The organism is Okeania sp. SIO2F5 (assembly GCF_010692685.1).
Taxonomy (GTDB): Bacteria; Cyanobacteriota; Cyanobacteriia; order Cyanobacteriales; family Microcoleaceae; genus Okeania; species Okeania hirsuta.
Genome location: NZ_JAAHGU010000008.1, coordinates 96744 through 120011 on the forward strand (window position 1 = coordinate 96744; position 23268 = coordinate 120011).

Consider the following 23268-nt stretch of genomic DNA (forward strand, 5'->3'; position numbering starts at 1 on the left):
TAGTAAGCTATGGGGTATTTAAACTATATAACTTCAGACCTTTAAGTGTTAACAGAGAACATCAAATCTCAATGCATTATTAACCTTAGTAACCATTGATACTACTGCTATTTAAGTGTTATCTATAGTACTTTTGTATGTTATATTGATATAAATATGCATGTCAGTCAAAAGTACACAGGGTGTAAAAATCTACTAAGATAACAATCTATTCGCACACTTAATTTGCGTGCCTGCTCTTACGCCAAATGCAAAAAGTCTCAAAGAAATATACTTGCTTGGTGCAAGAGTTATATTTGGCTGAATTTCTATTATTGAATTATCATCATAGTCAGCATATTTTTAATAGAGGATGATACTATGCCTCTTAAGTTTTTGTTATTTTGGGGATTGTCATGAAAAATGATACCGATCTGATTAATAGCCTTAGCCCCAGTGCTATGGATCAGATTATGTTATATTTAGCATTTAGTGCCATGAGGACGAGTGGGCATCGTCATGGAGCTTTCTTGGATGCAGCTGCAACTGCGGCTAAATGTGCGATTTATATGACCTATATTGAACAAGGTAAAAATCTGCGCATGACAGGACATCTGCATCACATAGAACCTAAACGGGTTAAAGTAATTGTGCAAGAAGTAGAAGAAGCGCTCACTAAAGGTAAACTACTAAAAATGTTGGGTTCTCAAGAACCTCGCTATTTGATTCAGTTTCCCTATGTGTGGCTCGAACAATATCCTTGGAATCCTGGGCAATCAAGGGTTCCTGGTAAAAATCTTACTACTGAGGAAAAGCGATATACTGAAACTAAACTCCCCCCAAATATGCCTGATGCCAAATTGATTAATTCTTTTCAGTTTATGGAGTTAATTGAGTTTTTACACAGGCGGTCTCAGGAAGATTTACCACCAGAACGCCGAATGCCTCTAAGTGAAGCTTTAGCAGAACATATTAAACGTCGCTTGATTTATTCTGGTACGGTAACTAAGATAGATTCTCCTTGGGGAATGCCTTTTTATGCCCTCACTCGCTGTTCTTATTCTCCAGAAGATGAGGAGGAACGCACTTATATCATGGTCGAAGAGACAGCTCGTTATTTCCGTCTGATGAAGGATTGGGCAGAACAAAACAACAAGGTAATGCGTATTTTGGAGGAGTTTGATATTTCTCCAGACCGCTATGAGCAAGCTAAAGAAGAGTTAGACGAAATCATTAGACATTGGGCCGATCGCTATCATCAACCAGACGGAAAACAAATGGTAGTACAGATGGTTTTTGGACCCAAGGATGATTAGTCTAATTACTTGTAAATTCCGATCATTGAGGAGTTAGAAGTTTTCTAGCTCCTGATTTAATTTAATTTTAAAGTGAAGGTTGGTAATTTGTAATTTGTAATTAGCAAACTTCTCAAATAGCTTCACTGTAAAATTATTCAGATAAATTTTCATTACTTAGCAAAATTTTCTATAGTCTCCTTCAGCATATTCTAGTAAATCTTCCCTAGTCATCCTACTAACTTTCCGCAAATCAATACTTTTTCCACTCCTAAAAATTATTGTCGCTCTTGTTCCTATAATTTTTCTTGAATATCAACCACGAGATAATTCCGTTTATCTTTTCCCCAGTGAATTTCAGCTTCATTCTTTCACTTTTAAACATTTGATTTTCCATCCATTTATCATCCCATTGGTAAGGATGCCAATAGTCTTTAACTAGCTATCAGCATTTTAGCACTAAGCTTTCAGCACGCTAAAAGCTTGAGTTTACAGCAGCTTCGGAGTTAGTGAGGTACAAAGTTTGATCGCTTTAGTAAATATAAATCTCCAGAAAAGGTTCTTAAACCTTTATAGTACTGTTCCAAAATCGGTATTTTTGGAGAGGTCTAATAGGGAAGATAGATTTAGTCTTCAATTGTACCTCACAATCCTCAAAAGTGCTGTAAATCCCCGACTTCTATAAGTCGTTTAATTTTACAGAGGGGTTGTCCCTTCTAAAAAGCTGACTACTAAATGCCAATCAGCTGTTTGCGCAGCATTCTGTCAGGAAACGCTTTTTAAGTGCTTTAATTAAAAAAATATTTGTGCATCAAAATCTTCTCCATTATTTTGTTTCCAATACCAATAAGAGATCGTAGTCCTCAAAGCATCTTCCAAATCCTGATAACAGTAATAAATTGCTTCTTCTACTTCTGAATTTAAAAAATCTACACCTATGTTAGTCAAAGCAGAAGCATACTTTTTAATTATTTCTTGGATACCTTCATCTAAATTGCAAATAAAGCAAAATTTTGCCTCCATTTTATAAACCAGATAATTAATTTGCACAACTAAAAGGGCAGATTTTAAGTATTATTTTCCCCTCTTAATTGGCATCCAATTATTTGATATTATTTTGTACTTTTTATTTTGGGTTTAATATCAAATCCGATAGCATCGGTGCTATTCAGTGTTAAATATATGTACGGGTGAACGGCCGTTCACCCCTACTCCCATACTCAATAAAATGTAGAAAAATTTTTGATAAATTGTATATTAATTCCGGTCTAGACGGTGTTGACAATTAGTTGAGGTTTGTAGACAAGAAGTAGCTTGTTGAAGACTATCCCCATCCACTTTTTTCTTCTTCCTTCTTCCTTCTTCCTTCTTCCTTTTTTCTTCCTTCTTCAAGACTTAATTAGGGTTTGCTGAAAAAGTCTGTTTTAAGGAGTAGGGGAGCGGGGGAGTAGGGAAGTAGGGGAGTAATTTTTGGGCTACTCTCCTGCCCAAAATGCTGACTTTTTGAGCATAAAGAGCTAAAAACTAGGTACTTTTTCCAGAGCTAAAAAGGCTAAAACTTTTATCTATAAATGCTTTGATATTTAATCAGCAAGACTTAATTACTCATTCTCAGGTGATGGAGAAACTTCTACTTCTTGCTCATTTATTGGTGAAGAAATAGACTCTTGATCCTGTTGACTTTCTTCTGTGATAACTGGCTGTTCTGATTCTTCTTTTTCCGAACTTACAGGAGACTCAACTGCTTCTTTTTCTTCTATAGTATTAGAAAATTTTACATCATTAAATAAAGGTCGATTAAAAGCACCTATCTTAAAACCTTCAACATCTGAACTACTAACATAATTCCACATCCAACCAGGACTATAAAGTGGCATCATCACTGCATTTTTCAACAAATATTTCTGAACTTCTATAACTTTTTCTTGTCGTTCTTCTAAATTAGTTGTAGTTCGCATTTCTGTTAGTAATGTATCCAGTTCATCACTTTGATAACCCCCCATCCAACCAGGAGAATGCCACAATGTATAAAGAAAATCTGGGTCATACCAAGACCACCCCATCATATCAATAACACCATTACCTTCTGTTTGACTATTTTCCTGTTTTATTCTGGCATTAAGAGTACCAATATCCATTGTTTCTAACTTAGTTTTGATTCCTACTTCTTCTAGTTGAGTTTGAAGGTTTTCTATTACTTTTTGACGGTTTCCTCCTTTCCAGGTTAAAAGAGTTATTTCTAATGGTTGATTCTCACTATAACCAAGTTCCTCTAATAAAATTTTTGCTTCTTCTGGATTTGGTTTAATACTAAACTCGGAACAAAGTTTTTCATCACTAGGAAACATCACATCTGCGATCGCGCATTCGGAAGGTTTAACTAAACCTGCAAATACTTCCTCCGTTGCTTTTTTGGGATCTATGGCATAAGTTACTGCTTGTCTTGCTCTATCATCATCAAAGGGAGGTCGAGAAGTAACGAACTCTAAAAATACTATTTGACCAGTATTTTCAGCAGTATGAAGTTTGAATTTTAAGTCTTCCTTGAGAGCAGAAATTTCTTCTAGTGGGGGTTCAGTTAAATGAATTTCTCCAGACTTGAGTGCTGCTAAACGTGCTTCCCTTTCTGGCATAGTTTTAATTATCAATTTTTTGATGTAGGGAGTACCAGAGTTTTCTACTTGTCGCCCATAATTTTTGTAGTCTGGGTTGGCCTCTAGTACAAGTTGTTCCCCTTGAGTCCACTCAGTAAATTTGAATGGACCTGTACCTATTGCTCCTTCTATGCCAAATTTGTTGTTATAGGTTTGAATAGCAGAAGGACATATCATGCTGGAGTAAGGATCGGCGAGAAAGCGGAGAAAGGGGCTAAAAGCTTGAGACATTTTGACTGTAACTGTGAGGTCGTCTACAACTTCGACAGTTTCTATCGGTCCCCAACTGTCTTTGGTGTAGTTTTCTGTCTCAGGGTTGATCGCTCTGTCAATAGTAAATTTGACCGCTTTAGCATCAAAGATTGTGCCGTCATGGCATTTGATATTTTCGTTGAGTGTAAAGGTATATTCTTGGCCATTATTGCTGACTGACCATTCTTTGGCTAGGTTTGGTTGAATTTTACCTTGGTCATCGAAGGCCAAAAGTGTTTCGTAGATTTGATCGATTATTTGTCTAGATAAGGGTGATGTTGATTTGTGGGGATCGAGGGTGTCAGAGTCACTGTAGCGTGCCCAAACAAGGGTACCTGGTTCGGGGGTTGTTGGTGTTTCTGAGTTTCTGGTGGTTTGAGTGTTGTTGCAGGCGATCGCTAAGGTGGCAACTATTGATGCTACTGCTATGAAACGCCAAATTTTTTGATGAGTTAGTTTCTTGAAAAAATTCTTTAGGGAAAACATTATTAGAATATTAATTTTCTTTTAATTTAGCGAGCAAAATTTATAATCACATCACAAAATGTGCTGTATATTTTTTGATTTTTAGTTAAACTTTTAGACTTGACTATAGCAAGGAACGAGTTGGCATTTGACTTATGTTGATGATGAATCTTAGACAGAGAAATTCTTTTCTATTGCCTGTTACCGAAAAATTAATAATTAATAATTATTAATTAAATAATTCAGCTTACTCTGTCTCCCCTTTCAAGGGGAAAAAAGCGGTCGAGGGATGGCGAGGAGACCTCGCCATATCCAATCGACCAAGAGAAGAAATAATATTTCCTGATATTCCATTCCGTAACGGTTTTAACCAGAGGTAATTATCCATTATCCATTAATGAACTGTTCCCTGTTCCCTGTTATACAATGGGTTAAGTTTTGTTAAAATATCAAATGTAAACTTCATTAATAATATTAGGTAAAACTTTGTTAGACGAACAGGCGAAGAAAACAATATTGCGTAAGATTCCTCACGGATTATACATCTGTGGTGTTAAAGATGGTGAGGAAGTTAATGGTTTTACGGCCAGTTGGGTAATGCAAGCATCTTTTGCGCCTCCCCTAGTTGTTAATTGTGTAAACAAAGATTCTATATCCCATGCCATGATTAAGGCTAGTGGAGTATTTTCTCTGAGCTTTTTAGCAGCAGGACAAAAAGATTTAGCTCAACAATTTTTCAAACCTCAACGTCGTGTGGGAAATAAATTTGAGGATATAGAATTTTATCTGGGAGAAACTGGATGTCCAATTATTTCAGATACTCTTGGTTATGTGGAATGTAAAGTTGTTGGTGCTGTAGAAGAGGGCGACCATACTGTATATGTAGGAGAAGTAATTGCTGCAGGTGTACATCGTGAGGGAGACCCTCTATTGTTAGAAAGTACAGGTTGGAATTATGGTGGTTAATTGTCATATATCAGGACTTACGCAAGTTTACCTTGAAAACGCCATATGTAGGGGCGAATGGCATTGGCCTTCTCAATTTATTGTCCGTGCGTAAGTCCTGATATATTAATTAGCACTCAGCAATCGGCTTTTTGATGTTTATGAGTGCTATATAGATATAGTTTTGATGAATAGCTCTTTAGCTCATATCTACTAGATTAAGCTATAACCATTTTTTTTTGTTAATTATTGCTTTGCCGATTAAATCTAAAAGCATTGACATATAAAGACAAGTGCCTTTTTGGGGTCTTTCAAAAGTGCAAAAGTTTCAGCTCTTCATGCTCAAAAATTTGATATTTTAGGCGCATAGTTGGGCAGAAAAATCATTCTTGCAATTCTTACTCCTACCTCCTCTAAATTCTCCTGTCTCCTGTCTCCTGTCTCCTAACCCCTACTAAAAGACTTTTTCAGCAAACCCTAATTATTGATTGATTTATGCCACTAATTAAAGTTCAAACTTCTGTTTCTCAACCAGAAAAAGATAAAATTGACAGCCTCTTAAAAAACCTTTCCTCTGGCATGGCGAAGCATTTTGGCAAACCAGAATCTTATGTAATGACTACTTTTGAATCAGATATTCCTATGACTTTTGCTGGTAGTAGTGATGAACCTGTCTGCTACATGGAGATTAAGAGTATTGGTAGTATGAACCCTCAGCAAACAAAGGGGATAAGTCAAGATTTTTGTCAACAAATTAATCAGGCTTTAGGCGTACCAAAAAATCGAATTTATATAGAATTTTCTGATGCTAAAGGTTCGATGTGGGGCTGGAATAGTTCCACATTTGGTTGAATTTTCTACCTTTTTTCAGAGAATTATATAGGGTAGTTTTAACTAATAATTTAGTCACTCTAAATTATTAATAACTATTGTTAAAACTGCCTTTGTCAAAATATTAAAAATCCGGTTATACTTTTTTGATAAATTTTTACTACAAATATTTCAGTTATTACTAGGAGTCAGGAGTCAGGAGGAATAGTTTTTCAGCATTTATTTATATTATGTCCGCATTTGTTAGTAATCAAAAACATCATCTTCTGACTTCAACGGTAAATCTCTCCATACTCCCTGCTCCGGTGCTCCCTTATTTATAAGTATTTAACCGCACATAATATTATTGAGTTGAAGCTTGATTTTTAGTCAAAGAGAAATTATGGGTAAAGTCTAGAAATATAGTAATTTCAAATAAGAATGAAATACTTTTTCAGCTAAAAGTCTTTCAATGGAAGAAACGCTTGTCTCAATCTAAAATTGAAATGACTATAACTCAAATTCTGCGTAACATTATTTTTTGATCGATGGTATTAATGTCAAGAGATTTTTGAAATCAACTCAATAGGACTACAAAATAGTATTACTTTGACTAAATAGCATTGTAAAGCTTCGCCAAAATTAAAAAAATATCTATAGCACTACCCATTAAGACTAGGACAGTTAAAAAACTTCAAAACATTACAGTTAAAAGTTTTTGCTCTAGCTGATAGCTGATACTAAATCCGGTTTAGAAAGAACCGTTATAGCGCTGCGCGCAGGTAACAGCTCATTTGGAACTCATTTGGGGGAATAAAAAGCTGATAATATAAGATTTTAGCTATTGGACACTTCCTGCAATTTGTAAATATGCCAGCGCACATTGCTATATTATGAAGGTAAGGCAGTTATGCTGAGGGCAGAATGCAGAAGGGTTAGAGAGTAAGAGCGAAAAACGGACTTTTGATAACCGGATTTGGTATGATAACTGAATGCTTATAGCTGAATGCTTATAGCTATATCTTGAATTTATTTCAGTGTAAAAATCCGCCTAAATCAATCAACAAGGCGGAGTAATTAATTCAAGAAATAATACTTATATTGAATAATTCCTCTAGGAATTTATGGAAATACTTTAACTTACTTTTAACATGGAAGTATTCAATAAATTACATTCTGAATCTTCTGAATGCCAAGCTAAACCATCAAAGGCAATTTTCTCAATCAAACTAGCTAACCGTAATGCTTTAAGAGCTTGTTCTCCTCCAACTGAAGGTTGATTTCCTCCACCCACACAATGAATAAAATGCTCTAACTCTGCATGAAGAGGTTCAATATTGCTAGTATAAACCTTTTCAATTAAACCATCCTGACGATAAAGAACCTGACCATAATCTGTCACATAATCTGCTGTTGTTTGCCGATGAATCAGAATTTCATTATTCAGAAAATCTGCTTCTGTCAAAGAATTTTTACAGTGAGCAACAATAGAACGTAATTTTTTATGTGTCACCTTACTAGCAGTTAAAGTCGCTACAATACCATTGGCAAAACCAAGAGTAGCTGTTACATAATCTAAATTTCCAGAACTAGAAACACTACTTCCACTAGCAGTTAGTTTGACAACTGGAGAAGCAACTAAATCTAGTAACAAATCAATATCATGGATCATTAAGTCCAAAACTACAGACACATCATTAGCTCGATGAGAATAAGGACTCATCCGATGAGCTTCTAAGGCCAATAAATCTTCAGTTTTTAGGACTTTAGTAAGTTCTTGAAAAGCAGGATTAAATCTTTCTATGTGACCCACTTGTAAAATTCGGTTAGCTTCAGCAGCAGTATTTACCAAAAATTCGGCCTCGGCGATACTAGCAGCAATAGGCTTTTCCATTAAGACATGGACTCCTGCTTCTAAGCAAGTCATTCCTACAGCGTAATGCTGAAGAGTGGGAACTGCTACACATACAGCATCAACGTGAGGTAAAAGGTCTTTGTAATCCTCAAAAAAACGAACTTGATATTTACTGGCAGTGTCGAGTCCTCTTTCTACATTAATATCTGCTACACCGACTAATTCTGTATCTTTGAGCAAATTTAGGACGCGGGTATGATGCTGTCCCATATTACCAACCCCAATAACTCCTACACGAAGAGATTCTGGTTGACTATGTTTAGTAAAAACGGATGAATATACTTTAGACATTCTATTTAGCACTCCTAGATTCTCCTCCACCACACCTAATTTAGAGTAAGGTAATAGGTTTTTTGTTCAGTCTTTGCAAATTTATCTTATATTTGCTGACTGGGGCTAGTGCTATAACATTCTAAGTAGGTGGCGTTAAAAATTATTGTGATGAAAAAGTAGGTAGGGAATCTGTCCTATTGGCGACGTTCATCAATTGATAATGGATAATTACCTCTGGTTAAAACCGTCCTTGATTGAATATCAGGAAATATTATTTCTTCTCTTGGTCGATTGGATATGGCTCCGAGACCCGAAGAGTGACAGAGCCGCTCCGAAGATCGCCATCCCACCCTACGGGAAGCTCCGAAGATCGACCGCTGTCTTGGTTGATTGGATATGGCGAGGGGACCTCGCCATCCCTCAACCGCTTTTTTTCCCCTTGAAAGGGGAGGCTTTTAACCAGAATTATTTAATTAATAATTATAATAATTATTAATTATTAATTATTAATTATTCGGTAAGAGGAAAGATTCCAGAAGGGAAGGGCTTTGTCATTTATTTGAGTTGGTAAATTTTCTGAGGTAGTTAACAAAGTCACCAAGTCAGTAGGGGTGGTTTCTGTTCCGGAATACTTTCAGTCCGCAAATGCAAAGCAGAACCTAAATGTGTAATTAGGAGCAAGACAAACACCAAATCACCAAGTCAGTAGGGGTGGTTTCTGTTCCGGAATACTTTCAGTCCGCAAATGCAAAGCAGAACCAAATCACCAAGTCAGTAGGGGTGGTTTCTGTTCCGGAATACTTTCAGTTCGCAAATGCAAAGTAGAACCTAAACGCGTAATTAGGAGCAAGACAAACACCAAATCACCCGCACAGAAGTTGTTTTTGTCACGGGTTCCCTTGCAGATATATCCTCTAAAGGACTGTGCTACCAGGTGCGTCTGTAACACTCCGCGGGGTCGCACCGCTGTTCCCTGTATCGTGACTTTAGCAATATTTTATCTTTTCTTTTGCGGGTTTAATACCCCACCGTCAGTTGCAGTGCTTAAAATTGCTTGGGGTTATAAGACACGAAGTGGCTTGTCGTTGACTATCCATAAGCAATTTTCCCCTCAGTGCAAGATGGCAGAAATAACTAACCAGTTACAAAATCCTAAAAGCCTTACCAATCAATACTTTTGACTTTTGACTTGCGCGTAGCGGCACTTAGCTCCCGCAGCTCCCGCTGCCTTCTGCCTTGTTCAAGCAATTGGTATAAAAATTAGTATGTTATTAGTATGACTATTACTGTACTTGAAAAGCATACCAAAATATAAAGAAAATATTACGATTTTCCAAATTTACTAAAGCTGTATGAAATAATTGAATCTAATAAATATTAAATTGAGGCAAGCAAATATAAAGGCCTTAAATATAAAATTCTGAAAACACCAATCTCTTGTTTATTAAGGGTTTGGTGTTTTCTAATTTTGAGGTAATTTCTAAGAATCGAAGCAATCAAAAATTAGTTCAATATTTTTCGATGACAACAATAGTAATTAAAATAGGCACTTCCAGTCTGACTCGTTCTGAATCGGGAAATTTGGCCTTATCCACAATTGCTAGCTTGATCGAGACTATTGCCAATCTACGTTCTCAGGGACATCGAGTAGTTTTAGTTTCTTCTGGAGCAGTTGGTGTAGGTTGCGATCGCTTAGGACTAAGTGAAAAACCTCGTAATATTTCCATCAAGCAAGCAGTAGCAGCAGTGGGTCAAGGAAGACTAATGCGAGTTTACGAAGATTTGTTTACATCTTTGCGACAAACAATGGCCCAAATATTACTGACTAGGAGCGAGCTTGCACGACGTAGTAGTTACGTCAATGCTTACAATACATTTCAACAATTGTTACGAATGGATGTAGTCCCAATTGTGAATGAAAATGACACTACTGCTGTGGAAGAACTGAAATTCGGGGACAACGATACTCTATCAGCTTTAGTTGCTGGTCTAGTAGAAGCTGATTGGTTATTTATATTAACCGACGTTGACAAGTTATATTCTGCGGACCCTAGAAATAATCCAGATGCTTTACCCATTACCTTAGTAGAGCGAATAGAACAACTCGAAGAATTTCAAGTTCAAACTGGAGATTCTGTTAGTGGACGGGGAACTGGTGGAATGATTACGAAAATTGAAGCTGCCAAAATTGCCACAGCAGCGGGAGTGCGAACCGTTATTACTGATGGCCAAATTCCTGCCAATATACAAAAAATCCTAAATGGAGAATCTATTGGGACTCAGTTTGAACCTCAACCACAACCAGTAAATGCCCGCAAACATTGGATTGCCAATATTTTAGTACCTTCGGGTAAGCTGTATCTGGACATGGGTGCAGTTCAAGCAATTTCTGAATCTGGTAAATCTCTATTAGCTGCTGGTATTACTCAAGTAGAAGGAGAGTTTTATCCATCGGATGCTGTAGAACTGTGCAATGAAGAAGGTGGGGAAATAGCTAGGGGACTTGTGAACTACAGCAGTACTGAATTGCAACAAATTCTGGGTTGTCGTTCAGAAGATATACCTGATATTTTGGGCTATACAGGATCTGACACAGTAGTACATAGAGATAACCTTGTAATTAAATGTTAACAGCCTTCTCCTGACGGAGACGCTGCGCGAACGACTGGAAGTCAGTCCTCAAGAAGACCGAGTCAGTAGAATTTTTTGGCTTTGCTCATCGGATGGAAGCCTTATGGGGTATAGAACCCATTTGATAGCTATATAATTATGGTAGTCAAGTATTTTCGCACATCAATTTTGAGGAAAAATCTGAAGAAGGAGTGTTGAATTTTTTGTATTATTTCTCCCCACATCTTCCCTCTTACCGAATAATTAAGGTAAAAATCCTCTCCTTTAAAGGAGAAACAAGCGGTCGTTAGCGGAGCTTCCCGAAGGGTGGGATGGCGAGGATATCGCCATATCCAATCGACCAAAAGAGAAAAAATTTTCCTTTGAGTCAATCCTATCGGTTTTCAATAATAATTAATAATTAATTATTAATTATTAATTAGGGCTGGCTGAATAAATCTCAAAGCATTTACAGGTAAAGGTTTTAGATTTTTTAGGTCTTGAAAAAGTACCTGGTTTTCAGCTCTTCATGCTCAAAAAGGAGCGTATTTTGGGCGAGAGTTGGGCAAAAAAATTCTCCCCTACTCCCCTACTCCCCTACTCCGGAAAAAAGACTTTTTCAGCAAACCCTAATTATTGAACTCCTGTCTTCTGTCTCCTGACTCCTTCTTCAAATCATTGTTTCTGGTGGAGCAACATCAGAACCAACAACTACACTACCTTTAGTAGATTTTAATCCTGGTGTTTGAGTAGTTTCTAAATGTTTATCTGAGTGAGCAACTGAATCAGGAGTGTCTAATTTATCTGGAGTGAGATTTGCTCCTGGACTTGGTTGTTGAGACATCCAACTTAGTCCACCTACTGCGCCGGCCATTAAAGCTGTATAACCTATATATAGATGAATGGGACCTATACCTAATCCAATGTCCTTATTGGAGTTAGACCAAGATGGTATTAAGCTTTGAAGTGGATCGGACATAGGTAAAGCTTCTGCTAAAGCTACTCCATCAAATCCTAAAGCGTTACCTATACGAAAGATGAATCCTCGAAGATATATATCTTCTGGTAGTTCATCTGTTTGGCCTTTTTCTATAGCTTCTAGATAATGAAGGGGTACGAAGGTTTGTTTATGAATTTGTTTCATAGATAAACAACGCATTTTTCGTGCTTTTTGTAGTTTTTCCCCTAGTTGCTGTAGGTATGTATTTTTTTCTTCAACTAATAAGGCTGCTTTTTCTGCTTTTGTAAGTTTTTTTCTCCGTTTTCGTCGATTATTTTCTAGTGGTAACTCTTCTGAGGAGTTTTGGTTATTTTCTGGGAGATGAGTTTCCATATTGTTGGAATCTATGGAGACTAAGGCTGATTCAGTAGTAATTTCTGATTCTACAGTAGTAGTTAGGTTAGTACTCATGTGTGTTTGAGGTTTATTTTGATGATTTTGGATTAACTGTTCCTGATTCATTTGTTGGTAATTAATACTTTTTTTCTGCTCATTCATATTTTGAGAATGAGAGTAAATTGGGTCTGCTGAAGATGCTTTTTTTTCTGGTATTAATGTTATAGTCAAGTTTTTTAGGCTAAGTTTTATTGCTTCTAGTCCTAAGACTTTGATTTGAGTTTCGGTGTGAGATACTGCTTCTTCGAGAGAAGTTTTTATGTCAGTCAACATTAGACTATAAACTTTGCTAGTATCGGTTTCAGCTTCAATATTACTCAGTAGCGATCGCCAATCATCTTGACAAATTTCTATAGGAATATGACCAGAAAAACTATAGCCAGATGTAGGTTTTAATTCCATCTTGGGGTTTGAGTTTTATATATTAATAGGAGTAATCTAAGTAATTTATTCTGGAATTTTGTGTTGATTCCGGATATAAAAAGTGCCAAGATTTAATTTTTGTTTTTTATACAAGTTTCCAAATATTTCAGTTTTTTTACTGGGAAATTTTTCTAACGAGTAACCTTTAATTTATCTATTGCGAAATAGTTTTTGCAATTTAAATTTAATAAGGTCATTAATTTTATGTAAATTTTATAGATAGATTAATTACCTACAAATTAATAATCCAGTTAAAGTATCAATAGAAAGTGCAATTCTACAAAACCATAACTGAATATACAATTTTTTTTCTCAAATAATTCTTGAATATAGTTTATAGGAGTTTTCAAACAGATAGGCTACAGTAGCCAAAGCATTCTCCTACTGCCTACTCCCTGGTTTCTCTCTTGGTAAGCATTCCCTTACCTCTACTTCTTCCAGTGTTAAATGCCTCTTATGGATCAGCTAAAGCTAACGGCGATGCGGGGTCGCATCGCTACTCCCATGCCCCAAAATAATTTTGTAGTCTACTTAAATGAATTGCGCTGTAAAAACGCAATTTTACTGACTACTTATAAACCCGATCTAGTAAAAATAGTCCTACGACAATTCCGATAAAATGAGCCACAATAATGTGAGTATTACCCAACAGTATAATAATATCCGGTGTAAATTTTTCTAGTTCTGTAGAGTTAAACATAGACGCTCCCATAACTAAAGATTCGCCTAATAAAATACCTCCAATTGCTTCTGCTCCTAATAAAGTTAGAGTAATCCCAACCAAGTTCGTAATTAAAGTCCTTTTCACTTGTTGAGTTGTATCTGCCCTGCTTGGCCTTGAAGAATCTGTAGGCGCTCGTAATTTCCTTGCCAAGCGAGTGTAACGAAATGACAAGAAGATGCTGAATCCTAGTACCACAAGTCCACAAATTGGAAAAAAGAGGCTACCTCCCGCACCTGCTTCATCCATTTGATTGGGTAAGATGAAAGCAGCAAATAAAAACATGAAGCCTGAAATTACCCCCAATGCAAGTTGGGACCAGAAACAAGTCCATCCGCCGAACCGGAGTGCATTAGCTACTTGTTTAACAGCAGTTGGTAGGTCTGATAAGTTTGACATATTTATGCTTATGTATTGTCAATACTTTGATATACTCACGACGTTGCCCTTGAGAGAAAATGCTATAGATGGTTTTTGTCTCTCTTGCACCGTTCTTGCCAGATTAATCTTGTTTGGTCTAAAGACGCCTTTCCCAGATAACCCAAAACATTCTTGGAGTTTTATCAATAAGATACTGGCGCTGACAATATATAGACCTATGGCCTAAGTATATTTAAGACTGTAGCATTTATACTGACATTTGAGCAATATGAAAAATATGGACTGATATTCCCATCAGATTCTTAATTAAGGATTACAGGGGGACTTCCTGGGGATATTGGAGCGAATTCTGGCAATGTACTTGACTCTAGGTCAACTCCTTTTAAAATATATTTAAGAATTGTAAACAAACAACTCTATTTGTAAACGTTATTAAATTTGAGACCTACTGATTATGACACAACCACAACCTACTACGAAACCGAATCTGGATGAACCAAAATTCGGTTTTAACCAATATTCAGAACGTCTGAATGGTAGAGCAGCTATGATTGGCTTTGTATTAACTCTGGCAATTGAATACTTGACTGGAGAAGGTTTACTATCTTGGTTAGGTCTCAATTAAAGTTTTAGCTATACCTAAATTATAGAGATCTACTATATATAATAGGGATAGAGGTTAAACCAATACAAAAGTCTATCTATCATAATAAATGTTGAAAGAGATCGAGCCGTTATAATCGCAGTTATTTAACGGTGATACGGGGTCTATAAACTGCGCGGGAAACCTACGCAGACAGCCCCTCATAAATTTCAACCAGAAAAATAATTGAGCAATACGCGCGCACATTTTTGGCGTTATAATCCTATCAATAGCCATGGGACATATAGCTCGAGAAAAGCTCACCGCCTGCGCTCAGGTAATCTCAGGGTAAAGACGGAGCAAGAAAGCTTCTGGAGATGGTAGTGGAGGGGGTAAAACTCAGTTTATTTGATTTGTTACCTAGTTAAGAATCTAAGATACAAGAATCTCACGTTATAATCGCACTGATTTAACGGTGAGAGTGTCAAAATAAAGATATGGTAAAGTCATATTGTTGGTAAGCCTAATATTGTCAACAACTTACCAACAATCTCTATCTAGTTTGCAATTATACTGCATTAATCTAGACTATTCCTAGACTATTCCTAGAGTGAGAATTAGTTTTATGTAGCAATTAATCCACTATTCACCTTGGCAATCTCAATATATGAATTGTAATTTTGGCGAAATACCAGGTTATTATAATTTTGTATTAATTGCTCAATATTGAATATTTAAGAAAAAATCAAAACTAATTTACTGATTTAAAGTTTAATACGGCAGTATAGTTAGTTATACATATCTATAAGAGGATAAAGGGAATTTATTAAATAATTAGCTAAATTCCTTGAAATTCAAGAAACTTACGAGTAAATTTAAGTTGTATCAAATTAAGCTTATGATCGACGCTTTATGGCCAAAAATCTTAAAAACTGCTTATCGAAAAGATCCTGTAGCAAGCTTTTTTGTAACAGTAGGATCGGTTGATGCTGTTATTGGTGGTTTAGGGACAAGTTGGTCTTTATTTAGTTTTGGCATAGGTACAGTAGGACTAGCAATTATATTACGTTTCTGGTTATTAAAGCGTTCTCAGATAGATCGAGCTACTCCTGTTCCAGAATATTATTTGCCTCCTAATTCTTCTCGTCCACAACTACCAATTCTAAGTAGAAATAAAAAGCATCTTCCTTAAATTAAATAATCAGCCATACCCCCAAGCTCTGATAAAAATTAGTCAAGTTCCTAATATATTAAGTAGCTTTCTTGATTGGGGCTATCCCCTAATTAGAGATGGGAAGATTGAAGTGTAAATATAATGATAAACACATACTCTATAACCGGATTTTATATTAAGCCATTAATCCTAAAAAATATATGTGGACAGTCTAAAGCCACAGCATAAGGTAAGACATTTTCTACAGTTCAAGAAGAAGTAAGGATAGTTAGAAGTTGAGAAAAAAGTTTTAGTCTCTGGAATGATTATAAGTACTAATCATGTATCAAGTTCGATCAAAGTTTTATAAAAAAATAAAAAATGGGAACCAAGGTTCCCACTTTCCTGATTTTTGAGATTTTTTCTTAGTTGCTGTTGTTGCTTTTTGACTTGCCTTAACCTAACATTTCCTCCTCTGCCTTTAATATTTCTTCCCTGGTAACGAGGAGACTCCCATCTTTTCAACCTTTGTGCCATATCTTCAAATATAAACTCATTTTAGTATAACTGGGCAGAGAGAGACTCGAACTCTCACGACCGAAGTCGCCACATTTTGAGTGTGGTGCGTCTACCAATTTCGCCACCCGCCCTTACTTTTACTATTATAATCACCTCTTGTCAAATTTTGCAAGATATCCTGATATTTTTGACTACTTGACCATCTGTCAATTTCTCTAGCACGCAATACAGGTAATGGATGGGTTAGTTGAGCTGTTTGAAGTTGCCTTAAAACTTCACCCAGTTCCGTATTACTAAATTCTTTGTAAGCTCTTGCCTGAGCTAAAAAAGCATCAACATTAAGCTGAGCAGATATACTCGGAGAACCACCTGCCAACTTCATCAGAACTGATGCAACTACTTTTGGGTTTTGTGTTGCTAATAGAGCTGCGCGGTCGCAAGTAAATTCTGCATACCTGACCCATTCTAGTATTTGATTTTGTATGCTTTGAGCTACAATACCACCCCATGTCGAAATTTGTCCAGCAGCCAGTACAATTAAATTACCTAAAGTAAGGTATACTCCATGTTCACACTTAAGATGTCCTAGTTCGTGACCTAATACTGCTTGAATTTCTTCTAAATTCAGTAATTCTATCAAAGATGTATGAACAACAATGAAAGGTTGCTTACCTCGCATAGCAAATGTGTAAGCATTGGGAACAGGATGTTGACGAACATATAATTGTGGTGGTTCTAAGTCTAGTGTTTGACAAGCATCTAAAAGTATTTTGTATAAATGTGGTAATTGATTCTCACCGACTAATACACTAGATGCGATATTTTCCATGTAGAAAAATTGCTCTCCTAATGGTCCTAATAATTGCCTAACTAATAAATCTATGCCAGGTAGTTGTTTGATAGTATTCGTTGCTTCTAAGTCTAATGGATGCCGAAAATTATCTGCTTTCAAGCCAATTAAGGGTATTGTTGCCAAAGACATATTTTGTTAATAGTAACTATAGTTACTGTGATTTTAGCACAATTTGAGAAAAATAATTTCTGTTTCAATGTTAAGGAAAGTTTTATTTTTTAGTTAGTTATTGTTATGTCGCACAAAAAAATTAACTAAATTTAGTTTAAGTTTGATATTAAGTAGAGCAAGCTAAAAAAAAGAGGTTACATTTTTAATCAAAAAAATACTCAAGGCAATGAATACCAACTTTTGAGCTAATTTATAATTTGATACATAGGGCCCAAAATTTACCATTTTCTACTTAGAATGGTTTGGTGTAGTTCATTTATTCAAAAAGGATATTAAAAACTTTAAAAGCTTAAATATATACAGGATATTTCATAATCAATGAGGTACATGTGTGGCGGGAAATATGCCCGTACTTTATAGTTAATCTTTATTACCTCATATACCACTGAATTTTCTGTATGTATTTAAAAGTAACTACTTTCACTATCAAGTAGATAAATTTAATGTTAATATAAGTTAATAACTTGATGATTAAAATCTAGAGAAAAAATGTCTACATGATTAAATATATGTATTCATTGCGACGGGAAATCATTTAAAAACGCTTGTTTTTTTAGTAAGTAAATTTCATCAACAGAAAGGTAAAACAAATCACTAGATATTCTAGAGTTATACCAACTTTATAAATGTTTGCTACAAATAGCTAGGAGATTTTTTAGGAATCAGAATGAAAAGCTTAGATACCATTTCCATTTTTGAGTTCATAACTTATCTTTTTGGCGTTGCTGAATCAAGGGATGAATCTTTTTTGAACAGGTAAATCTCATCCTTAATACTTCATACTTCCTTTTTGTCCAAGCATACAATTATCCCACAAATATGCAACGCTTCTTTTTAGTCAAAGGAACATCTCCTATAAAACTAATGGCTATTCGTCCTTACTACCCTTATTTTTTTTAAAATACTTTTTTCAAATTAGTATTAGATACCATTAAAAAATGGTGGCAAATTATGGAATTATATTGCCAAAAATTAGTTTAGACTTTGACTAAAAAAACTAATATTAATCATTACAGCAATTTTCAAATTCAAAATCTTGTTCATCAAAAATCTAAAATTATTCCTCACTGTGCAATACCATTAGACCTCTGCAGAATAGAGGTATTAGGGAGTAGGAAGTAGGGGGAATTGAAGAAGGAGACAGGAGACAGGAGACAGGAGACAGGAGGAAAATTACATGGGGATTCTCACCCCAAGTAATTTTGAACACCGTGTAGACGGTGGGGTATTAAACCCACAAAGAAAATGATAATTGATATATCTAGTGCGATAATTAATTTTATTTTTTATGATTGGAGATGTCTATTAAAAAAGTAATTATAATGTACTTTATCGAAAGATAAATTCGAGCAGATCATTCTATCTAAGATAAGTTAAGTTATCAGAAGTGAAGTATTGATATTGAGTGCTGAAGTTTGCCAGCACTAGGTAACTATTGAAAAAATTCTACAGATTTCTACATTTATAACAAAAATTGGTATTTCTAATACCAGTTTTATATGAGGTTGCATAGAATGATGAAATTCATTAAATATATCTATCTTTATCTAGGCTTACCTGCGGTCAATTCTGCTTGAAATATTATTCTATGCAGCTTCATTTAAATTTGGTATAAAGTAGTTGAAATTGGTTATTTATTGAAGCAATGATACTGCATTTCATCTCGCGCAGTTAGACCCAGACTTAATAAAGCTATTTATTATATGTACCTTGATACAAAAATATATTGATATGTGAAAAATAATCGACTATACTCTAAAAAATTGGAGAATAACATTAGAGCTATCTAGTAATGCATTGACAACTACAACACACCCTTATTTTTTGAGGACGACCAAAAGAAATAAACTACCTAATAGTCTATTTTGTCAGTTTCAATAAGATTATAAATTGTCACAATCAATTATTTTTCATAATTTGATAATGTACTTAACCCATCAAAATTAATTAAACAGACCATTAGTTTAAAGCTATTTCTTGTATGAAAAATTAAATCAACTTAGACAGAAGTCTGCAATATTTCATGTTCTGTAGGTATATCTATTCTTTGCAACTGTGCTCCTAACTTTTGAAGTTTAACTTCTAGTTTTTCGTAACCTCGGTCTAAGTGTTGTAGACCTTGAAAAGTCGTTTCTCCTTCTGCGGCCAATGCTGCTATTACCAAGGCAGCAGAAGCTCTCAGGTCTGTACCAATTACTGGAGCTGCTGAAAGCTTGGACACACCTTCTACAATGGCATGATTTCCTTTCACCCTAATATTAGCACCCATTCTATTTAGCTCTGAAACATGACGCATACGATTCTCAAATACTGTCTCTGTAACAGAACTACTACCAGAACACACGCTTAACAAGGCCATAAAAGGAGCCTGCATATCTGTGGGAAAACCAGGATATGGCTGAGTCTCAATATCAGTAGCGACAAGGTTTTTACTAGGTATAACGCGTAAGCTTCCAGGTACTTCTTGTCTAATATTTACTCCTACTGACTCAAGTTTAGAAATAACTGCACTCAAATGTTGAGGAACAACTGGTGAAATAGTTATGTCTGAATTAGTAATTGCACCAGCGATTAAAAATGTCCCAGCTTCTATTCTGTCAGGTATAATAGTGTAATCTACAGAATGTAGCTTAGGGACTCCAGATATGACTATGTTCTTTGTGCCAGCACCAATAATATTAGCCCCCATAGCTATGCACAAGTTAGCTAGGTCTACTACTTCTGGTTCTTGAGCTGCATTTTCAATGATGGTTTCTCCCTCAGCCAAGGTTGCTGCCATCATTAATGTTTCAGTAGCTCCAACACTAGGATAGTCAAGATATATTTTTGCTCCTTGTAACTTTTTTTTAGTACCAGTAATATAGGCGTTGACTATACCATGCTCAATATGAACTTCTGCTCCTAAAGCTTGTAAACCTCGAACATGAAGATCGACAGGTCTAGCACCGATAGCACATCCACCTGGTAATGGAACGCGGGCTACCCCTAATCTGGCCAGAATAGGACCGATAACAAAAAAGCTAGCACGTAACTGTCTAACTAATTCATAAGGAGCTTCAGTAGTATCTAAATTACTCGCATCAACATCTAAAGTATTACCATTCTGTTCTAACTTTGCTCCCAATGCAGATAAAACCTGTCCCATTCTATTAATATCTGCCAGAGAGGGAACTTGGCGTAACCGACAAATGCCTGAACAAAGCAATGTTCCTGCCATGGTAGCTAGAGCAGAATTTTTGGCACCACTAATATTTATGTTTCCTTTAAGATCAGATGGACCATGAATTTTCAGTATTGACTGGTTGATAGGAGATAATTTTGGGTTCTCTTTTGAATTTGATGGTTGATTGATGGCTCTATCCTCCCTCAATGACCTAATTATTAATTTCCATTTTTGCTTCTGATTGTACTGGAAAGTTAGCAGATGTCTAGGGGTTGACAAATCCTATTTATTAATATAAGTTGCAAAAAAAAATTAGATGTCTCCGGAATATATTGATACGGTGTATAGGTGAGAAAATATGACCTATATCTATTTATAAATAGCTGCTTAATTAATTTTGAGTTAGATTTTAACTGGTCAGAATACAGTGATGTTTTCGACTACAGAATATAGAGGTTGTGAATGGAAATAGGTATTCCCAAGGAAATTAAGGATCAAGAGTTTCGTGTAGGACTAACTCCTGCAAGTGTCAGGGTATGTACTGAAGCTGGTCACCAGGTTTTCATCGAAACAGGAGCAGGGTTGGGTGCAGGTTTTAGTGATGAGGATTATATCCAAGCAAAGGCCAAAATTTTACAAAATGCTGGAGAGGTTTGGAATTGCGAAATGATCGTAAAAGTTAAAGAACCTCTATCATCAGAATACCAATTTCTCAAATCAGGACAAATCCTGTTTACTTATCTACATTTGGCTGCTGACCGAAAGCTAACTGAAAGGTTGATTGAAAGTGGGGCGGTGGCGATCGCCTACGAAACAGTTGAGCTGCCTGACCATAAGTTACCTTTGTTAACTCCCATGAGTATAATAGCTGGACGTCTTTCTGTGCAGTTTGGGGCGAGATTTTTGGAAAGGCAACAGGGTGGTAGAGGTTTACTATTAGGGGGAGTTCCTGGTGTTATGGCTGGTAAGGTTATGATTTTGGGAGGTGGGGTTGTTGGTACAGAAGCAGCGAAAATTGCTGTTGGTTTGGGGGCAAGGGTTCAAATTTTTGATATAAATGTGGAAAGGTTAGCTTATCTGGAGACTCTATTTGGTTCTAGAGTGGATTTGTTATACAGCAGTTCTTCTGCTATTGAAGCAGCTATTGTAGATTCCGATTTACTTGTAGGGGCAGTTCTAGTTCCTGGTCGTCGTCCTCCAGTTTTAGTGACTAAAAGTTTGGTAGCGCAGATGCGTTCTGGCTCTGTGATTATTGATGTAGCTGTGGATCAAGGTGGTTGTGTGGAAACTCTACGTCCAACTTCTCATACAAATCCTACCTATGTGGAATCGGGAGTTTTGCATTATGGAGTGCCTAATATGCCTGGAGCAGTTCCCTGGACAGCTACTCAAGCTCTGAATAATAGTACTTTACCCTATGTATTACAGTTGGCTCATTATGGGAGTGAAGCTTTAGAAAAAAATCCGGCCTTGGCTAAGGGTTTGAATGTTAAAGACCATTTTTTGGTTCATCCTGCTGTCCGAGAAGTATTTCCCGATCTAAGTAATAATTAAGTTTAAAAATCACACTCCTTGAACATCATTAAGAATAGAATCATTAGATTTATATCAATATCTAAGATAAGATAAGTTTTTCAGCAATTTTCATAGATAGTTTTTTTTGAAATTATCTTCATTCTATCTCTTTTATTTCTACTACTCTTTATTTGACATCCTCTTTGGTAAATCGGTTCGATAAGTAATTAGGGTTTGCTGAATCAGTGTGCATGGTAAGGGTAGAAGTCAGGATAAACGGGGAATTATAGAGGATATAGTAGGAAGAATCGTCCCTTGATTTTTTTGCCCAACTCTTGATCAAAATCCTAAATTTTTGAACCATTACCACCTAAAACATTGCACTTTTTGATACTTAAAAAGGCTAAAACCTTATTTAGATTTATAGTTGATTAAAACTAGCAGAGTGATTATTTATGAGGAGGCTAAATTTATCTTTGGTCATATTCCTAAAACTGGAGTGACTAGCATAACACTATCTCTAGAAGAACGTTTTGAGGTCTAAAGACATTTTTATAGGAGAAAGTAAATATGGTGATAAGTTACAACAGATTTATGAAAAAAAAAATTGGGATGTGTAAACAATAGTCTACTATTAAAGATTATTTAGATACTACTAACTTTTCTGAGTTTATTCGCCATCCTATTCTTTTCTGGTAAAAGATAATTCTTTTTATACTCAATAGACATGGCTATCAAATCGCGATCGCCAGTTCCTGATAGTTAATAGGGTCATTAGTTAGAAAAAATTGGCTCTGCATGGTCAAAATTATGCTAAGGATGAGGAATCAGTTGTAAACTAAGCTATGAAAATAAATCGGCTTTTAGAACTGTTGAGTTGATTTCTGAAGACCGTAGCTATATATATTCGTAATTCAAATTGAAACTCTGAGCGTTAAATCTCGCGATTATAACGGGAGTTCTCTTTCAACATTTATGATAGAATTTGATGTCAGATATCATCAAAAATTTATTTAGTCAAATAGTGTAGAAAAAAGTGTTAAGCTTCATAAATTAAAAAAAACTATTTACTGCTGGTGAAATAACCATTTATACAGTTAAAGTTAACGGTGGAATGAGACTTATACACTCCTAATTTATTTAAAGTTAAAATGCTCTGCAAGATTATAGATTAATGTTTATATTATACCAA

At 35.7% G+C, this 23268-nt stretch carries 16 protein-coding genes and 1 tRNA gene; 7 read left to right on the plus strand and 10 right to left on the minus strand.

Annotation, left to right across the window (positions count from 1 at the left end):
* Window positions 1–395: 395 nt before the first annotated feature.
* Window positions 396–1295 (plus strand): heterocyst differentiation master regulator HetR, encoded by a 900-nt coding sequence (hetR, locus tag F6K27_RS05605; protein WP_124145936.1) that lies wholly within the window; start codon window positions 396–398, stop codon window positions 1293–1295.
* Window positions 1296–2066: 771 nt separating this feature from the next.
* Here hetR and F6K27_RS05610 read toward each other — a convergent pair.
* The 3 genes from F6K27_RS05610 to F6K27_RS05620 form a co-directional block, all read right to left on the minus strand.
* Window positions 2067–2297: a hypothetical protein gene (locus tag F6K27_RS05610; RefSeq protein WP_287274819.1), complete on the minus strand. Its 231-nt coding sequence runs from the start codon at window positions 2295–2297 to the stop codon at window positions 2067–2069.
* A 234-nt stretch (window positions 2298–2531) separates the two neighbouring features.
* Window positions 2532–2666, minus strand: coding sequence for a hypothetical protein (locus F6K27_RS05615; RefSeq protein WP_287274818.1), 135 nt, complete (start codon window positions 2664–2666; stop codon window positions 2532–2534).
* Between the two features lie 209 nt (window positions 2667–2875).
* Window positions 2876–4666 (minus strand): ABC transporter substrate-binding protein, encoded by a 1791-nt coding sequence (locus F6K27_RS05620; protein WP_287274816.1) that lies wholly within the window; start codon window positions 4664–4666, stop codon window positions 2876–2878.
* 465 nt (window positions 4667–5131) lie between these two features.
* Between F6K27_RS05620 and F6K27_RS05625 the strand changes: the two genes are divergently transcribed.
* Entirely contained in the window at window positions 5132–5611 is a 480-nt protein-coding gene (locus tag F6K27_RS05625) for a flavin reductase family protein (RefSeq protein WP_287274814.1), read from the plus strand.
* Window positions 5612–6085: 474 nt separating this feature from the next.
* Window positions 6086–6442, plus strand: coding sequence for a phenylpyruvate tautomerase MIF-related protein (locus tag F6K27_RS05630; RefSeq protein ID WP_287274813.1), 357 nt, complete (start codon window positions 6086–6088; stop codon window positions 6440–6442).
* A 1093-nt stretch (window positions 6443–7535) separates the two neighbouring features.
* Here the strand turns inward: F6K27_RS05630 and F6K27_RS05635 are convergent.
* Complete coding sequence (locus F6K27_RS05635) at window positions 7536–8606, minus strand: Gfo/Idh/MocA family protein (RefSeq protein WP_287274811.1); 1071 nt, start codon at window positions 8604–8606, stop codon at window positions 7536–7538.
* Window positions 8607–10109: 1503 nt separating this feature from the next.
* Between F6K27_RS05635 and proB the strand changes: the two genes are divergently transcribed.
* Window positions 10110–11219: a glutamate 5-kinase gene (proB, locus tag F6K27_RS05640; RefSeq protein WP_287274808.1), complete on the plus strand. Its 1110-nt coding sequence runs from the start codon at window positions 10110–10112 to the stop codon at window positions 11217–11219.
* A gap of 649 nt (window positions 11220–11868) precedes the next feature.
* Here proB and F6K27_RS05645 read toward each other — a convergent pair.
* Both F6K27_RS05645 and F6K27_RS05650 read right to left on the minus strand, forming a co-directional pair.
* Complete coding sequence (locus F6K27_RS05645; protein ID WP_287274806.1) at window positions 11869–12996, minus strand: helix-turn-helix transcriptional regulator; 1128 nt, start codon at window positions 12994–12996, stop codon at window positions 11869–11871.
* 589 nt (window positions 12997–13585) lie between these two features.
* On the minus strand, window positions 13586–14137 hold the full coding sequence (locus tag F6K27_RS05650; RefSeq protein ID WP_287274805.1) for a DUF3611 family protein: 552 nt from the start codon (window positions 14135–14137) through the stop codon (window positions 13586–13588).
* Window positions 14138–14573: 436 nt separating this feature from the next.
* Here F6K27_RS05650 and F6K27_RS05655 point away from each other — a divergent pair, with 436 nt between their 5' ends.
* A complete protein-coding gene (locus F6K27_RS05655) occupies window positions 14574–14744 on the plus strand; it encodes a hypothetical protein (protein ID WP_124145945.1) in 171 nt (56 codons plus the stop codon).
* An 856-nt stretch (window positions 14745–15600) separates the two neighbouring features.
* On the plus strand, window positions 15601–15894 hold the full coding sequence (locus F6K27_RS05660; RefSeq protein WP_375339391.1) for a hypothetical protein: 294 nt from the start codon (window positions 15601–15603) through the stop codon (window positions 15892–15894).
* A gap of 300 nt (window positions 15895–16194) precedes the next feature.
* On the opposite strand, the gene F6K27_RS05665 is transcribed toward F6K27_RS05660, so the two are convergent.
* The 4 genes from F6K27_RS05665 to murA all read right to left on the minus strand — a co-directional run bounded on the left by F6K27_RS05665 (window position 16195) and on the right by murA (window position 20780).
* Window positions 16195–16392, minus strand: coding sequence for a hypothetical protein (locus F6K27_RS05665; RefSeq protein WP_287274803.1), 198 nt, complete (start codon window positions 16390–16392; stop codon window positions 16195–16197).
* Window positions 16393–16423: 31 nt separating this feature from the next.
* A tRNA-Leu gene (locus F6K27_RS05670) sits at window positions 16424–16505 on the minus strand.
* The gene (locus F6K27_RS05675) at window positions 16484–17356 is read right to left on the minus strand and encodes a M48 family metallopeptidase (RefSeq protein WP_287274801.1); all 873 of its coding nucleotides are present in this window, start codon (window positions 17354–17356) and stop codon (window positions 16484–16486) included. The genes F6K27_RS05670 and F6K27_RS05675 overlap by 22 nt, the downstream gene beginning before the upstream one ends.
* Before the next feature lie 2041 nt (window positions 17357–19397).
* Window positions 19398–20780: a UDP-N-acetylglucosamine 1-carboxyvinyltransferase gene (murA, locus tag F6K27_RS05680; protein WP_375340850.1), complete on the minus strand. Its 1383-nt coding sequence runs from the start codon at window positions 20778–20780 to the stop codon at window positions 19398–19400.
* A 243-nt stretch (window positions 20781–21023) separates the two neighbouring features.
* On the opposite strand from murA, the gene ald reads away from it, so the two are divergent.
* Window positions 21024–22115, plus strand: coding sequence for an alanine dehydrogenase (gene ald / locus F6K27_RS05685; protein ID WP_287274799.1), 1092 nt, complete (start codon window positions 21024–21026; stop codon window positions 22113–22115).
* Window positions 22116–23268: the final 1153 nt, after the last annotated feature.

Coding starts and splice junctions, on each gene's coding strand:
- hetR (WP_124145936.1), top strand. CDS start 396: ATGAAAAATGATACCGATCTGATTAATAGCCTTAGCCCCAGTGCTATG.
- F6K27_RS05610 (WP_287274819.1), bottom strand. CDS start 2,297: ATGGAGGCAAAATTTTGCTTTATTTGCAATTTAGATGAAGGTATCCAA.
- F6K27_RS05620 (WP_287274816.1), bottom strand. CDS start 4,666: ATGTTTTCCCTAAAGAATTTTTTCAAGAAACTAACTCATCAAAAAATT.
- F6K27_RS05630 (WP_287274813.1), top strand. CDS start 6,086: ATGCCACTAATTAAAGTTCAAACTTCTGTTTCTCAACCAGAAAAAGAT.
- F6K27_RS05635 (WP_287274811.1), bottom strand. CDS start 8,606: ATGTCTAAAGTATATTCATCCGTTTTTACTAAACATAGTCAACCAGAA.
- proB (WP_287274808.1), top strand. CDS start 10,110: ATGACAACAATAGTAATTAAAATAGGCACTTCCAGTCTGACTCGTTCT.
- F6K27_RS05645 (WP_287274806.1), bottom strand. CDS start 12,996: ATGGAATTAAAACCTACATCTGGCTATAGTTTTTCTGGTCATATTCCT.
- F6K27_RS05650 (WP_287274805.1), bottom strand. CDS start 14,137: ATGTCAAACTTATCAGACCTACCAACTGCTGTTAAACAAGTAGCTAAT.
- F6K27_RS05655 (WP_124145945.1), top strand. CDS start 14,574: ATGACACAACCACAACCTACTACGAAACCGAATCTGGATGAACCAAAA.
- F6K27_RS05660 (WP_375339391.1), top strand. CDS start 15,601: ATGATCGACGCTTTATGGCCAAAAATCTTAAAAACTGCTTATCGAAAA.
- F6K27_RS05665 (WP_287274803.1), bottom strand. CDS start 16,392: ATGGCACAAAGGTTGAAAAGATGGGAGTCTCCTCGTTACCAGGGAAGA.
- F6K27_RS05675 (WP_287274801.1), bottom strand. CDS start 17,356: ATGTCTTTGGCAACAATACCCTTAATTGGCTTGAAAGCAGATAATTTT.
- ald (WP_287274799.1), top strand. CDS start 21,024: ATGGAAATAGGTATTCCCAAGGAAATTAAGGATCAAGAGTTTCGTGTA.